Here is a 12,614-nt window from a genome sequence, read left to right on the forward strand (position 1 = left end):
GGGGCGTCGCCCGTGTCGTCGGCGTACTCGGGCAGGCGGCGTAGCGTGCCGGTGGCCCAGGGGGTGTGGGGGGCGGGGTCGAGGCGGTCGGCGATCCGGCGGGCTCGGATGCAGGTCCAGCGCAGGGCCCGCCCGGGATACGGGGTCTCGAACGTCCCGAGCGTGACGCGGGCGGTGTGGAGGCTTCCGTAGACGGGCCCCTCCGCCGTGAACTCCACGCGATAGCTCGGTACGCGCACGCTTACCGCTCCGTCGCCGTGGCCGCCACGGGCATGCCGTCGTGGTCGGGATGACGGCGCAGCAGTACGCGACAGTCGACGGCCCGTGACAAATCCCCCGCCCGTCGCGCCTCCTTCAGCAGGGCGCGGAGCCGTTCGCACTCCCGGCACTGTTCCGGTGAGTTCACAGCACACCTCCAGCACGCTGGTTGGCTTCCTCCACCAGGGGCCGCAGCCGCGCCATGGTCCGGCTGTCGTGCTGGTCCGGTTCCTGGGCCGGTGCCGCGTCCGGGCATTTCGGGCCCCCGCACTCGCACGGCGGCCAGGTGAGCGTCTTCACGGAATCGGGGCGCTGCCCCACGGCACCGGGCCGGGGTACCTCGACCATCGGTAGCTCCTTGTCTTCATTCGGATTCGTTCAGTGACCACATGAGCACAACTAGCCCTATACTTGCGGCATTTGAGCGACCTGGCTCATGGATACGAACACCGTTCGAAGCCACTCCAAAGGCGAAGTGGGAGGCCACGGCATGAATGAGGATGGCGCCTCGGAAATTTTGAGCCCCTTTGAGGTCTTCGGGGCTGACGTGCGCGAGATGCGGAAGGCCCGCCGGATAACGACAACGGGCCTCGGCTCCGCGATCGGCTACTCGGCGGCCTATGTGTCCAAGGTTGAACGCGGCAAGATGCTGCCGAGCGCACGGTTCGCGCAGGGGTGCGACCGGGCCTTCGGTACGGGGACGGTGCTGTACCGGCAGTTCATCTACGCTCTGGAGGGGGACCACCCGTCGTGGTTCGTGCCGTATCTCCAGCACGAGCGCCAAGCGCAGACGCTCTATATCTACTCGACGCTCTACTTGAACGGGCTCTTTCAGACCCCCGATTACGCGCGGGCGCTGTACAGGATGAGCGTCCCCCGGCTCTCGGCTGAGCAGGTTGAAGCCAAGGTGCTCGCCAGGACGGCTCGGCGGGAGATCCTGGACCGCGTCGACCCTCCCGCCCCTGATATCTGGGTCGTGCTCCATGAGGCGTGCCTGCATGTTGAAGCAGGTGGGCCGACTGTGATGGCCGGTCAGCTTCAGAGCCTGCTGGAGGATGCGAAGCGGTCGAACGTGTCCCTTCAGCTGCTCCCGTTCAAGGCTGTGCCAGCCACGAGCCGACCATTCACGGTTTTGACTTTTGAGCGTGAGCCCACGGTGCTCCATGCTGAGGGTCCACAAGGCGGACGACCGCAGGATGCGCCCAAGATCACCAAGGCGGCCATGGCTACCTACGATCTACTGCGGGCAGAAGCCTTGGGCCGCGATCAGACACTCAGCCGTATCCAGACCGCCTATGAGGAGTACTTGAGATGACCCCCCGAGCTGCTCACCCGTACACCTGGGTCAAGTCCAGCTACAGCGACCCCAATGGAGGCGACTGTGTCGAGTGGTCCCCCTCCCGCGCCTCCGTGACCGGCATAGTCCCCGTGCGGGATTCCAAGCGCGCGGGTGGGCCGGTTCTGCTGGTCTCCGCCACCGCTTTCGCCGGGCTCGTGGTGCTCGCCAAGACCGCCGACGTCTGAGTTCCGCAGGACAGAAGCCCCGGGCTGCCGCCGGATCGGACCGGTAGTCCGGGGCTCTCGCCTGTCCGGAGCCTGCGACAGGACAGGGCGCGGTGGCGTCGGGAACGCGCCCCGCTTGCCTGTTGCGGAGCGGCATTCCGGCCACTTCACGGAGTGCGGAGGGGCCGCGTCGGGTGCGGGGCTAGGGTGAATGCTCCGTCTGTGGAGAAGGGATCGGCGCGTGGGGGACAGCCGTCTGGGGCTCGTGATGGTTCACGGGTTCATGTCCGGGCCGAAGGCATGGGAGCCGTTACGCCGGCTGATCGCGGCGGATCGAGGGCTCGGGTTCGTCAGACCGCTGATGTTCGAGTACGCGACCGGGCTTCAGACGGTCCATCCGTTACGGGTCTTTCCGTCGATCGACACCGTGGCCGACAGCCTCAAGGAGTACCTGGCCACCGAGGCCGGCTCGTTCGACCAACTGCTCCTGGTCACCCACAGCCAGGGTGGGCTGGTGGCCCAGCGCTATCTGGCCCGGATGCTGAACGACGGCAGGGGGCGTGAACTCGCCCGGATTCAGCGGCTGATCATGCTGGCCTGCCCCAGCAACGGCTCCGAGCTGATGCTGTCTTTGCGGCGGCGTACGTTGGGTCTGCGCAATCCGCAGGAGAAGGACCTCCGGCCGCTGAACGACCGGGTCAGCGAGACGCTGCGTACGGTGATGCGCGATGTCGTGCACGCGACCGAGGTGACCGACCGGACCTGTCCCATTCCGGTCTCGGTCTACGCGGGCGAGAGCGACGGCGTGGTGCCCCGGGCTTCGGCGCAGTCCGTCTTCCCGGACAGTTCCGCCCTCCCGGGGGACCACTCCGGCATCCTCAGGGCCGATTCGCCCCGGCACCGGACGTTCACCGCTCTGCGTCGTCACCTTCTCGCCACGCGTACCGAACCGTACGTACCGGGCCCCGAGCCCGAGACGGGATCCGAACCGGAGGTGCCCTTCACCCGGCGCCGGGCCGCGCGTGAATCCGCCACGAAACGGCGTCGGGTGATCGCGATCGGCGCGGCCGTCGTTCTGGCGGTCGTCGCCTCGGTCCTCTACTTCGCCCCGATGCCCTGGGAATCCGACGACGACCCGCCTGCCGCCGACCCGGCCGCACCCGCCGCCGACAACGCCGGGGCGAGCAGCCCGAGCACGGCTCGGAAGGGCGGCGGCGCCACCTCGGCTCAGGAGTCCCCGGCCCCGGAGGCGTTCCGGTTCGTCCATATCAACGAGGACCGCAAGGCCGAGATCGTCACGGTCGGCAAGGACCAGAGATTCCAGTTCTGGTGGAACGGCGGTGTCGAGAACGAGCGCTTGCGCTACGGCGACAAGGGGACGAACTCCTACGTCCCCGCGCCCGGAGCGGACCCCGCCGCCTTGCGTTTCGGCGATCTCGACGGTGACACATGGCCCGACTGCGTCGTGGTGGACCGGACCGGCGGGGTGACCGCCCACACCTGGATCGACGAGAATCCGGACGGCCGCAAGATGTGTCAGCGCGAGGACGCCGTCGACGCCACGGTTCCCCTGTCCGCCACCGCCGACCGCGTACCGGAACTCAAGGAGATCCAGTTCGCCGATGTCGACGGGAACGGCGGTCTCGACTATCTGTGGGTCGAACCGAGCAGCGAGGTGACGGCCTGGTTCAACCAGGGACTGACCCACAAGGACGGGCGGAAGCAGGTGAAGTGGTCCGCTCCGACGAGGATCGGCACGGCCGTCTTCGACCGTGAAATGAGATTCGCCGATCTCGACGGGGACGGATACGCCGACCCGATTCTGCTGACCCTCAAGGGCGGCGCACGGGCCTGGCTCAACCTCGGGGTCGGGGGAGGGGGCATCCGGACCAAGGACATCTGTCAGGTCGTGCCGGACACCGGCGCCTCTCCGGAGGAGATCCAGTTCGCCGACATCACCGGGGACGGGAAGGCGGAGTTCCTGCACGTCGACAAGACGGGCACGATCGAGGTCCGGTATCCGAACGTGCGCAGCCGGTGCTGACGGCGGGACCGGCACTTACGGCCACCTGTGTGGTCACCGGTCCGACGGGGTCCGCAGGCGGGTGATCGTGAGGGTTGTGTGGCGGGTCGTGCGGAGGGCCGTTTCCGCGAGCAGGCCCGGTTCGACCTCCCGGTACGTCACCTCGCCCAGGCCCGGCGCCGTCGCCCGGCCCTCCGAGCCCGTGGGCGGCGGCAGCAGCCCCGCCGCCTCGGCGCGGAGGGCCGGACCCAAGGGGCCGGAGACCATCGGGGTGTCGTCGTCGGGGAGGACGACCACCAGCGCGCGGGGGCGGTCCGCCGGGCCCGTGTGACCCACCACCGCCGCGTCGCGGGGGGTCGTATGGCGCAGCTTCCACCAGATTCTCGCCCCGGCCCGGTACGTGCCGTCGAGGCGTTTGACCACCAGGCCCTCGACGCCGATCGCGGGCAGGGACTCGTACCACTCCGTCGCCTCGTCCGCGTCGGACGTCATGGGGACCGCCTGGAGCGGCGGGCCGAGCGGGGTCAGCAGGGCGACCAGCCGGGACCTGCGGTGGCGGTAGGCGCGGCCCCGCAGGTCACGGCCGTCCTCCGCGAGGAGGTCGAAGGCCGCGTACGACGCGGGCAGCGTCCCCGCCAGGACCGGCGCGTGGCGTTCCGTCGCCATCGCCCGTTTCTGGACGGCCGCGAAGTCCGTACGGCCGTCCCGCCAGACGACGACCTCGCCGTCGAGGACCGTGCCCGGTGGCAGCCGGAGCGCCGCCGCCGCGAGGTCGGGGAACGCGGTGGTCACGATCCGGCCGGAGCGCGCTTGGAGCCGTACGCCCTCCGGTCCCGTCCCGGCGTCCCGGAAGATCAGCATCCGGTGGCCGTCGAACTTGGGTTCGTACGCCAGGCCCGCCCCGCGCGGCAGGGTGTCCACGGGCTCCGCCAGCGCCACCCGTACGGGGGGATGAAGGCCGGGACCGGTCATGGCAGCGGCCGGGCCCGCGCCGGGTCCAGGAGCGGGGCCAGCAGGTCCCCGTACCGCTTCAGCCGGGGCCCGATCGCCTCGAAGCGGAATCCGAGGCCGGGGCCGGAGGAGGCGATCTCCTCCCAGGTCACCGGGGTGGAGACGGTGGGTTCGGGCCGGGCCCGGAGCGTATACGGCGCGGCTGTGGTCTTCGCGGCGGCGTTCTGGCTGAAGTCCACGAAGACCTTGCCCGGCCGCAGCGCGCGGTTCATCCGGTGCAGTACGAGCCCCGGCAGCGCCGCCTCGCCCTCCCTGGCCAGTTCCTTGGCGTAGGCGGAGACGTCCTTCGAGGGCGTCGGGGTCAGCGGTACGAGCAGATGCAGCCCCTTGGCCCCGGAGGTCTTGGCGCAGGCCGTGAGCCCGTCCGCCGCCAGCCGGTCCCGCAGCCAGAGCGCGACCTCGCAACACTGTTCGATCGTCGCGGGCGGTCCGGGGTCGAGGTCGAGGACGAGCCGGTCGGCGACTCCGGGCGTCCCGGCCCGCCACTGCGGGGTGTGGAACTCCACGACCAGGTTCGCCGCCCACACCAGCGACGGCAGATCGTCGATCACCACCTGGCGGGCCCGGGGGTCGTCGGAGTGCGGCACCGGGGTGGTCCGTACCCATGACGGCGTACCGGGCGGCGGGTTCTTGGTGAAGAACCGCTGGCCGTCGGGCCCGTCCGGGTAGCGGAGGAAGGAGACCGGCCGGTCCCGCAGATGCGGCAGCAGGGCCTCGGCGGTGACCGCGTAGTAGTGCAGCAGCTCGCCCTTGGTCGTCCCGGTCGCCGGGTGGATGACCTTGTCGAGGTTGCTGAGCGCCACTCTTCGCCCGGCGACCTCGGTAATCGGCGTCATACGATGAGAATCACATGTTTATCGGGCGAAAGGGATCAAAGTGCGATCCATTTGGAACGGTGCGATCTCCTTCGGGCTGGTCAGCATCCCGATCAAGCTGGTGAACGCCACCGAGAGCCATTCGATCTCCTTCCGCCAGATCCACACCACGGACGGCGGCCGGATCCGCTACCGCAAGGTGTGCGAGCTGGACGACGAGGAGGTGCCGACCGCCGAGATCGGCAAGGGGTACGAGGAGGCGGACGGCTCGATCGTCCCGATCACGGACGAGGACCTGGCGGCGCTGCCGCTGCCGACGGCGAAGACGATCGAGATCGTGGCGTTCGTCCCGGCCTCGTCGATCGATCCGCTCCAGATGGGGGCCGCGTACTACCTCTCGGCCAATGGTGTGCCCGCCGCCAAGCCGTACACCCTGCTCCGGGAGGCGCTCAAGCGGAGCGACAAGGTGGCGCTGGCCAAATTCGCCCTCCGGGGGCGCGAGCGGCTGGGCATGCTGCGGGTGCTGGACGATGTGATCGCCATGCACGGGCTGCTCTGGCCGGACGAGATCCGTACCCCGGAGGGGGTGGCGCCGGAGACCGAGGTCACCGTCCGGGACGCCGAACTCGATCTCGCGGACGCCCTGATGGACACGCTCGGCTCGGTCTCCATGGACTCCCTGCACGACGACTACCGGGTCGCCCTGGAGCGGCTGATCGCGGCCAAGGCGGAGGGCGGGGGAGTCGTACCGGAGGCCGAGCCCGCCGAGGGCGGCGGGAAGGTCATCGATCTGATGGCGGCGCTGGAGAGCAGTGTCCGGGCCGCCCGGGAGGCCAGGGGCAGTGGATCCGGTGAATCCGACGGATCGGGGGAGTCCGCCGAGGTCACCCCGATCTCCTCCCGGAAGCGGGCTGCCGGGAAGAAGGCCACCGCGAAGGCGCCCGCCAAGGCCCCGGCCAAGAAGGCGGCGGCGAAGAAGATCCCCGCGAAGACTTCCGCGAAGACCCCCGCGAAGACCGCCGCGAAGGGATCCGCTCGGGGAGACGCCAAGAAGTCCACCTCGGCGAAGACGGCCAAGACCGCCAAGGCGGCGGCGAAGAGCGTGAAGTCGACCGGCTCCGCGCGGACCGCGAAGAAGGCCGCGCCGAAGAAGCGCGCCTCCGCCTGACGGTCCGGGCGCCGCCGGGCCCGGTGTCCGTCTCCCGGTGGCGGTGCCGCTCGATCCGCCTGCCCCGTACCGAGGTTGGCTGAAATTTGCAGCCTGTGAAATCTTGCAGAATCTGCACTCTTATTCGTACGGTGGAACGGTGACGACGGAAGGACAGGCGCGCGGCCGGGCCCCCGACGGGTCCCCCGGCCTTCGGGAGCGCAAGCGGAGGCAGACGCACCGGCTGCTGGCGGTCACCGCCCTGCGGCTGGTCGCGGAACGCGGTCTCGACGGGGTCACCGTGGAGGACATCAGTGCGGCGGCCGGAGTCTCGGCGCGTACGTTCTTCAACTACTTCGCGGTGAAGGAGGACGCGCTGCTGGTGCCGTACCCGGACGACGCGGAGCGGCTGGCGGAGCTCCCGGACCGGATCGTGTCGGCCCCCGCCGGTCTCTCCCCGCCGTGCGCGATGGCCCACGCCTGGCGGGGGGATCTGGCCCGGTGGGACGCCGACCGCGACGAATGGCTCACCCGGCTCACGGCGGTGGCGGAGCATCCGGCGCTGGCCGCCCGGCTCGTCCGGTACATGGCCGAGGAGAAGCGGATCACCGTCGATGCCCTGGCCCGCCGGACCGGGCTGCCGCCCGGCGATCCGTACCTCGAACTCGTCTTCTACGTGGTCGGGGGGGCGATGGAGGCCAGCATGGCGCTCTGGCACCGGCTCGGCGGCACCACCCCGCTCGTCACCCTCCTCGACGCCGCCGTCGGCGCCGTCGAGGGCGGACTGTCCCTGACCGAGAGAACGGCCGCCCCGGCCGCCGACTGAACCGGCGTACGCGAGAACGCCCGGAACACCACCGCTCCCCGGAACACCACCTCCCCGAACCAGCCACCCGTACCGACCGGACAGCGGCGGCGAGAGCCGACCGCGAGCAATCGGAACGACCACGGACACCGGCCGGGAAGCCGTACGCCGCGTACGGCGGGCCCGGTCCGAAGGAGCGGAGGAACCAGAGACATGGACAACGCGATCGTCATCGGCGGCGGACAGGCGGGCCTCGGAGCCGCCTACGCCCTGCGGAACCAGGGATTCAGCCCGATCGTGCTGGAAGCCGGGGCCGAACCGGTCGGATCCTGGCCCCACTACTACGACAGCCTGACCATCTTCACCCCCGCCCGGCTGTCACGGCTGCCCGGGATGCCGTTCCCCGCCCGGGCCGCCCATCTGCCCAGCCGCGACGAGATGGTGGCCTATCTGCGGACGTACGCCGCCCGGCTCGACTGCGAGATCCGGACCGGCAGCCGGGTCACCGCCGTCCACACCACCTCCGACGGCTTCGAGGTGACGACGGAGACCGGCGAGGCGCTGCGCGCACCGGTCGTGGTGGCCGCCACCGGCACCTTCGGCAATCCGCACCGCCCCGACATACCGGGCCTCGCGGCCTATACCGGGAAGGTGCTGCACTCCGCCGAGTACCGCTCGCCCGAACCCTTCGCGGGACAGCGGGTCGTCGTGGTCGGCGCGGCCAACTCGGCGATCCAGATCGCCCACGAGATCGCCGGGGGAGCGCGGACCACCCTGACCAGCCGACGGCCGGTCAGGTACACCAAACTCAAGCCCCCCAGCAGCCGGGCGAGCTGGAAAGCCCTCGAAACCGGACTGCTGTTACCGGTCGGGGCCTTCATACCGCTGCGCGAGTCCGCGGTGGTCGTCGACAACGACGACATCTACCGCAAAGCCCTGAAAACCGGCTTCCTCGACCGCCGTGAACTGTTCACGGCGGCCGACGGTACCGACATCCGCTGGGCCGACGGCACCACCGAACACGTCGACACCGTCTTCCTCGCCACCGGCTACCGCCCCGCGGTGGAGTATCTGCGCCCGATCGGCGCACTGGACCACCGGGGTATTCCCCGCCAGCGGTCCGGCATGTCGACGGTCCACCCCGGGCTCGCCTTCGTCGGCCTCGAAGGCCAGCGGTCCCTGCTCTCCGGCGGGATCCACGGCGTGGGGACGGACGCCACCCATGTCGCCCGCAGGCTGCGCCGCTGGCTGGCCACCACGGAACCCGCCTGGCGCCGGCCGGCCGCCTGAGCCCTCGTAAGACGGGTCCGGGCGGCGGAGACCCGTCCCGACGACCGTGAGTCCCAACGGCGGAGCGGCCCGCCGGAACATCTCGTTCCGGCGGGCCGCCCCTTGTCGCGTCGTGCCGCGTACTACTTACCGCGGTACGCGTTGTGGATCACGACCGATCCCTTGTTGTTCTTCTTGTCGACGACCTGGGCCTTGAGCGCCAGCCCCTTGCCCTTCGCGGGGGCGACCACCGTCACCTTGCCGCTCTTGACCGGGACGGACTTCCAGGTCTTCGCGTTGTCGTACGACACCCAGACCGCGAGCGTCTTGAGGTTCGCCCCGGCCGCCGCGCCCTGCACGACGACGGGGAAGGTCTGGGAGCGGCCCGCCGGAGCGGTCGAGTCCAGCGCCAGCGCCGGCCGGAAGCGGACCGTGGAGACGGGCAGCACGGCCGGGTTCTTGGCCCGGACCGAGGTGAACGTCCACCAGGCCTCGACCCGGGTCGCGGTCGAGGTGACCGCCGGGCTCCGGTTGACGGAGGTCGCCAGGGAGTACGAGGCCGAAGCCGACGGGACCTGGAACGCCACCTCGTCCAGCGGCAGCGGCTGCGACGCGTGGAGCGCGCCGTTGCGGTGCAGGGTCGTCTTCGCCGTCGTGTAGCCGGTCATGCCCGGATGGCCCGCGCCGTCGGCGAAGAGGTTCAGCGGCGTGTAGATGTGGTTGGCGTCCCGCTCGATCCGGCTGCCCTCGTCCACGATCGGGCCCTGGACACCGTTGTTGAAGACCTCGGTGTACGTCCGGCCGCTCGTGTACCGCTTCAGGGCGCCGCTGCCGTAGATCGCCTCGAACGTGGGGTAGCCGTCCGGGTCCGGCGGACCGAACTGGGCGACCGTCACGTCCCAGGCCGCCCGGTCACCGGTGGTGACATGGATGTTCCGGGTGCCCGGCAGCTTCTGCTCCGACCAGGGCGTGAAGGTGGAGGACCCGGCGGGCAGTTCGCCGTAGACCCCGATACCGCCCTGCTTGCCGGGGACGGAGGCGCCGACGCTCGCCTTCAGCAGCGCGAAGTCCTTGGCCGCGTAGGTCTTGTTCCAGCCGGTGGCCAGCCGCTCGACCGGGCCGCCGGAGAGCGTGTTGTACTCCGTCGTGCCCCGGACCCACTGCGTGTACCAGGTCTGGGTGAGGGAGCCGTCGGTGAGGCGCGGGCCGATGTAGCCCGTACGGACATCGGCGAAGCTGCTGAAGTCGACGCTGCGGCTGTAGTAGTCGTCGGCGGTCTCCCGGACGTAGGACATCCCCACCGCGGTCTGCCGGGCCGCCGCGTCGGGCACCTTCACCGTCACCGGCTTGGTGTCGCGGCTGTCGAGGGCGACGGTGACGGGCCCGGTCACGGAGAGCACGGGGGCGTGGATCACATCGCCGCCCTTCTCCGGCGCGGCCGGGTCGACCGGCGCGAAGGCCGACATCTCGTACGTACCGCGCGGGATCCGGACCGTGGTGGTGGCCCCGGTCAGATCGGGCGCGATCTCCTGCCCGGCCTCCGGCCCGGTCAGGGGCGACAGGATGGCGTTCCAGGCCGGGCTGGGGGCCCCGTCGCGTCCGATGGCCTTGAAGGTGACGTCGTACGACTCGACCTCGCGCACCACGGCGGCCGGGACGCGGACGCTCGTACCGCCGCCGGTCGCGGCGACGGTCACCGAGTAGGAGCCGTTCACCGTGCCGCCCAGCCGGGTGTCGGCGGTCAGGTCGACCGCCGCGGTACCGCCCGCGGGAACCGTGATCCGCCGCGCCCCGAGGGTGAAGAACCCGGCCGGGGCGGGCCGCCCGTCGCCGCCGACGGCCGAGACGGCCGTCAGGTCGAGGGTGACGTCGGCGGTGCCGCTGTTGCGGTAGGTGATCTTCTTGGTGACGGGGGTGTCGTCGTGGTGGGGCCACTGCTGCGTCCCCAGGGAGACCGAGGCCGGATCGGCCGTCACGGTCTGGTCGACCGACTGATCGACCCGGATCCGGCCCGCGCCCTGCTGGAAGGGCGAGTAGGCGCCGCCGACGGCCGACGCCATCAGCGTCGCCTTGATCCGGGCGCCGGTCCATTCCCGGTTCTTCTGCTTGAGGATCGCCGCCGCGCCCGCGACGTGCGGGGTCGCCATCGACGTACCGGACATGGTGGTGTAGCCGGGCGGGTTCTGCCCGGTGGTGCCCGCGGCGGCGGCGGCCGTGGTCGCCACGCCCGGCGCGGTGACATCGGGCTTGAGGCCGCCGTCACCGGCCCGCGGGCCGACCGAGGAGAAGTCGGCCAGACGGTCGTTGTCGTCGACGGCGCCGACGGTCAGGGCCGCTTCGGCGCTGCCCGGCGAGTCGATGGTGCGCGCCTCGGGGCCCGAGTTGCCCGCGGCGACCGCGAACAGGACGCCCTTCTCGGCCGAGACCTTGTTGATCTGGGCTTCCAGCGGGTCGAGTTCGGGGGTGTCGTAGCCCCCGAGGCTCAGATTGAGGACATCGGCGCCCTGGGCGACCGCCCAGTCGATCCCCGCGACGATCCCGGAGTCGTCGCCGCTGCCGCCGTCGTTGAGGACCTTGGCGTTGATCAGCTCGGCGCCCGGTGCCACACCCTTGAAACGGCGGTCCTTGACCCCCTTGCCGGCCGCGATGGACGCCACATGCGTACCGTGGCCGTGCTTGTCCTCGGAGCCGGCGGCGGTGCTGAAGTTCTTCGCCGCGACGACCCGGCCCGCGAGATCGGGGTGGCTCGCGTCGATCCCGGTGTCCAGGACGGCGATCTTCACCCCGGTGCCGTCCAGGGAACGGGCCCAGGCGGCGGGCGCGCCGATCTGCCCGGTGCTGCGGTCCAGCGTCGCCTTGCGGACGCCGTCCAGCCAGATCCGGGAGATCCCGGAGGTCGTGGCCGTCGAACCGTCGGCGCGGGACCGGGTCAGGGCCTCCCACAGCTCGCCGGTACGGCCCTGGGCCGCGGTCACGGCGTCGGCGTCGAGGGTCCGCAGGGTCCGGCGGACGGTGGTGCCTTCGGACGTCCGAACCCCGGCCCTGGCCGCCTGCGCGGCGGCGCCCCGGTAGCCGACGATGACCTTCAGCCCGGCGCGGTGGGCCTTGAGGCTCTCCGGCCGGGTGAGTTCGGTGATGTCGAAGAGCCGCCGGTCGAGCGTGCCGTCGGAGATCAGCCGCCGGGCGTCGTACGGGACGACATAGGTCCGGCCGCCGCGGACCTCGGTGAAGACGGGTATACCGGCCCGGCCCTTGGCGCGCTGGACGGTGACGACCCGGCCCCTGGCGTCCACCAGGACCCGGTCGCCGGTGATGAGTGTGACGGTGTGGACGGCGGGGCCCGGGGCCCCGGCCTTCGCGGCGGCCGGGGCGCCGCCCGGTGCGCCGTTCGCGGCAGACGACGGGCTGGTCAGGCCCGCCGTCAGAGCCGCGGCGACCACGGCGGCGATCGCCGCGGAGGTCGTCTTCCTCGTTGGACTGCGCAAGATTCCCCCAGATGAGGAGCGATGCGGAGGGGCCGGAGAAGCCCGCTCCGAACGGGGGTACACGTACGTCTGTACGCCCCCTGTGCCGGAAGTATGCATGGGTGGATTCGGCGGCTCAACAGCCGCCCCGTAACGAACGTTTCAGGCTCGCCGGGCGTCGTACGAGCGGGGTTCGGGGACCCGTCGCGGCGGGTCTTCGCGGCGGCCGGGCCGGGTGAGCCGGGTGGGCCGGGCGGCGGACCTCTTCACGAACGGGACCTTCTTCCACGGCATGCCGGGCATCGTCGACGCTGCGGGA

Annotated in this window: 11 protein-coding genes and 1 pseudogene; 6 read left to right on the top strand and 6 right to left on the bottom strand. The window is 71.0% G+C overall.

The genetic code is table 11. The annotated features are described in order from the left end of the window. The 3 genes and pseudogenes from ABZ714_RS34435 to ABZ714_RS34445 form a co-directional block, all read right to left on the bottom strand. Positions 1-239 (bottom strand): annotated as a pseudogene (locus tag ABZ714_RS34435) (hypothetical protein); the annotation flags it as partial. A 2-nt stretch (positions 240-241) separates the two neighbouring features. Next, positions 242-406 carry a hypothetical protein gene (locus ABZ714_RS34440; protein ID WP_358829310.1) on the bottom strand — a complete coding sequence of 55 codons (165 nt, stop codon included), beginning with the start codon at positions 404-406 and terminating at the stop codon, positions 242-244. Then, a complete protein-coding gene (locus ABZ714_RS34445; RefSeq protein WP_358829311.1) occupies positions 403-606 on the bottom strand; it encodes a hypothetical protein in 204 nt (67 codons plus the stop codon). Before ABZ714_RS34445 ends, ABZ714_RS34440 begins: the two co-directional genes overlap by 4 nt. Positions 607-694: 88 nt before the next feature. Here ABZ714_RS34445 and ABZ714_RS34450 point away from each other — a divergent pair, with 88 nt between their 5' ends. From ABZ714_RS34450 to ABZ714_RS34460, 3 genes are all read left to right on the top strand, one after another. Further along, positions 695-1,573 carry a helix-turn-helix transcriptional regulator gene (locus ABZ714_RS34450; RefSeq protein ID WP_358829312.1) on the top strand — a complete coding sequence of 293 codons (879 nt, stop codon included), beginning with the start codon at positions 695-697 and terminating at the stop codon, positions 1,571-1,573. Beyond that, positions 1,570-1,782 (top strand): DUF397 domain-containing protein, encoded by a 213-nt coding sequence (locus ABZ714_RS34455; RefSeq protein WP_358829313.1) that lies wholly within the window; start codon positions 1,570-1,572, stop codon positions 1,780-1,782. The genes ABZ714_RS34450 and ABZ714_RS34455 overlap by 4 nt, the downstream gene beginning before the upstream one ends. Before the next feature lie 220 nt (positions 1,783-2,002). Further along, positions 2,003-3,805, top strand: coding sequence for an FG-GAP-like repeat-containing protein (locus ABZ714_RS34460; protein WP_358829314.1), 1,803 nt, complete (start codon positions 2,003-2,005; stop codon positions 3,803-3,805). A 33-nt stretch (positions 3,806-3,838) separates the two neighbouring features. On the opposite strand, the gene ABZ714_RS34465 is transcribed toward ABZ714_RS34460, so the two are convergent. Continuing rightward, complete coding sequence (locus ABZ714_RS34465; RefSeq protein WP_358829315.1) at positions 3,839-4,756, bottom strand: ATP-dependent DNA ligase; 918 nt, start codon at positions 4,754-4,756, stop codon at positions 3,839-3,841. Then, the gene (gene ligD / locus ABZ714_RS34470) at positions 4,753-5,631 is read right to left on the bottom strand and encodes a non-homologous end-joining DNA ligase (RefSeq protein ID WP_358829316.1); all 879 of its coding nucleotides are present in this window, start codon (positions 5,629-5,631) and stop codon (positions 4,753-4,755) included. The genes ABZ714_RS34465 and ligD overlap by 4 nt, the downstream gene beginning before the upstream one ends. A 40-nt stretch (positions 5,632-5,671) precedes the next feature. Here ligD and ABZ714_RS34475 point away from each other — a divergent pair, with 40 nt between their 5' ends. The 3 genes from ABZ714_RS34475 (at position 5,672) to ABZ714_RS34485 (ending at position 8,852) form a co-directional block, all read left to right on the top strand. Then, positions 5,672-6,778 (top strand): Ku protein, encoded by a 1,107-nt coding sequence (locus ABZ714_RS34475; RefSeq protein ID WP_358829317.1) that lies wholly within the window; start codon positions 5,672-5,674, stop codon positions 6,776-6,778. 139 nt (positions 6,779-6,917) lie between these two features. Continuing rightward, positions 6,918-7,583 carry a TetR family transcriptional regulator gene (locus tag ABZ714_RS34480; RefSeq protein WP_358829318.1) on the top strand — a complete coding sequence of 222 codons (666 nt, stop codon included), beginning with the start codon at positions 6,918-6,920 and terminating at the stop codon, positions 7,581-7,583. Between the two features lie 192 nt (positions 7,584-7,775). Then, on the top strand, positions 7,776-8,852 hold the full coding sequence (locus tag ABZ714_RS34485) for an NAD(P)-binding domain-containing protein (protein WP_358829319.1): 1,077 nt from the start codon (positions 7,776-7,778) through the stop codon (positions 8,850-8,852). Positions 8,853-8,974: 122 nt separating this feature from the next. On the opposite strand, the gene ABZ714_RS34490 is transcribed toward ABZ714_RS34485, so the two are convergent. After that, complete coding sequence (locus ABZ714_RS34490) at positions 8,975-12,316, bottom strand: S8 family serine peptidase (protein WP_358829320.1); 3,342 nt, start codon at positions 12,314-12,316, stop codon at positions 8,975-8,977. Positions 12,317-12,614 lie beyond the last annotated feature (298 nt).

Origin of the sequence: Streptomyces sp. NPDC006798, assembly GCF_040635975.1 — a bacterium.
Classification (GTDB): Bacteria; Actinomycetota; Actinomycetes; order Streptomycetales; family Streptomycetaceae; genus Streptomyces.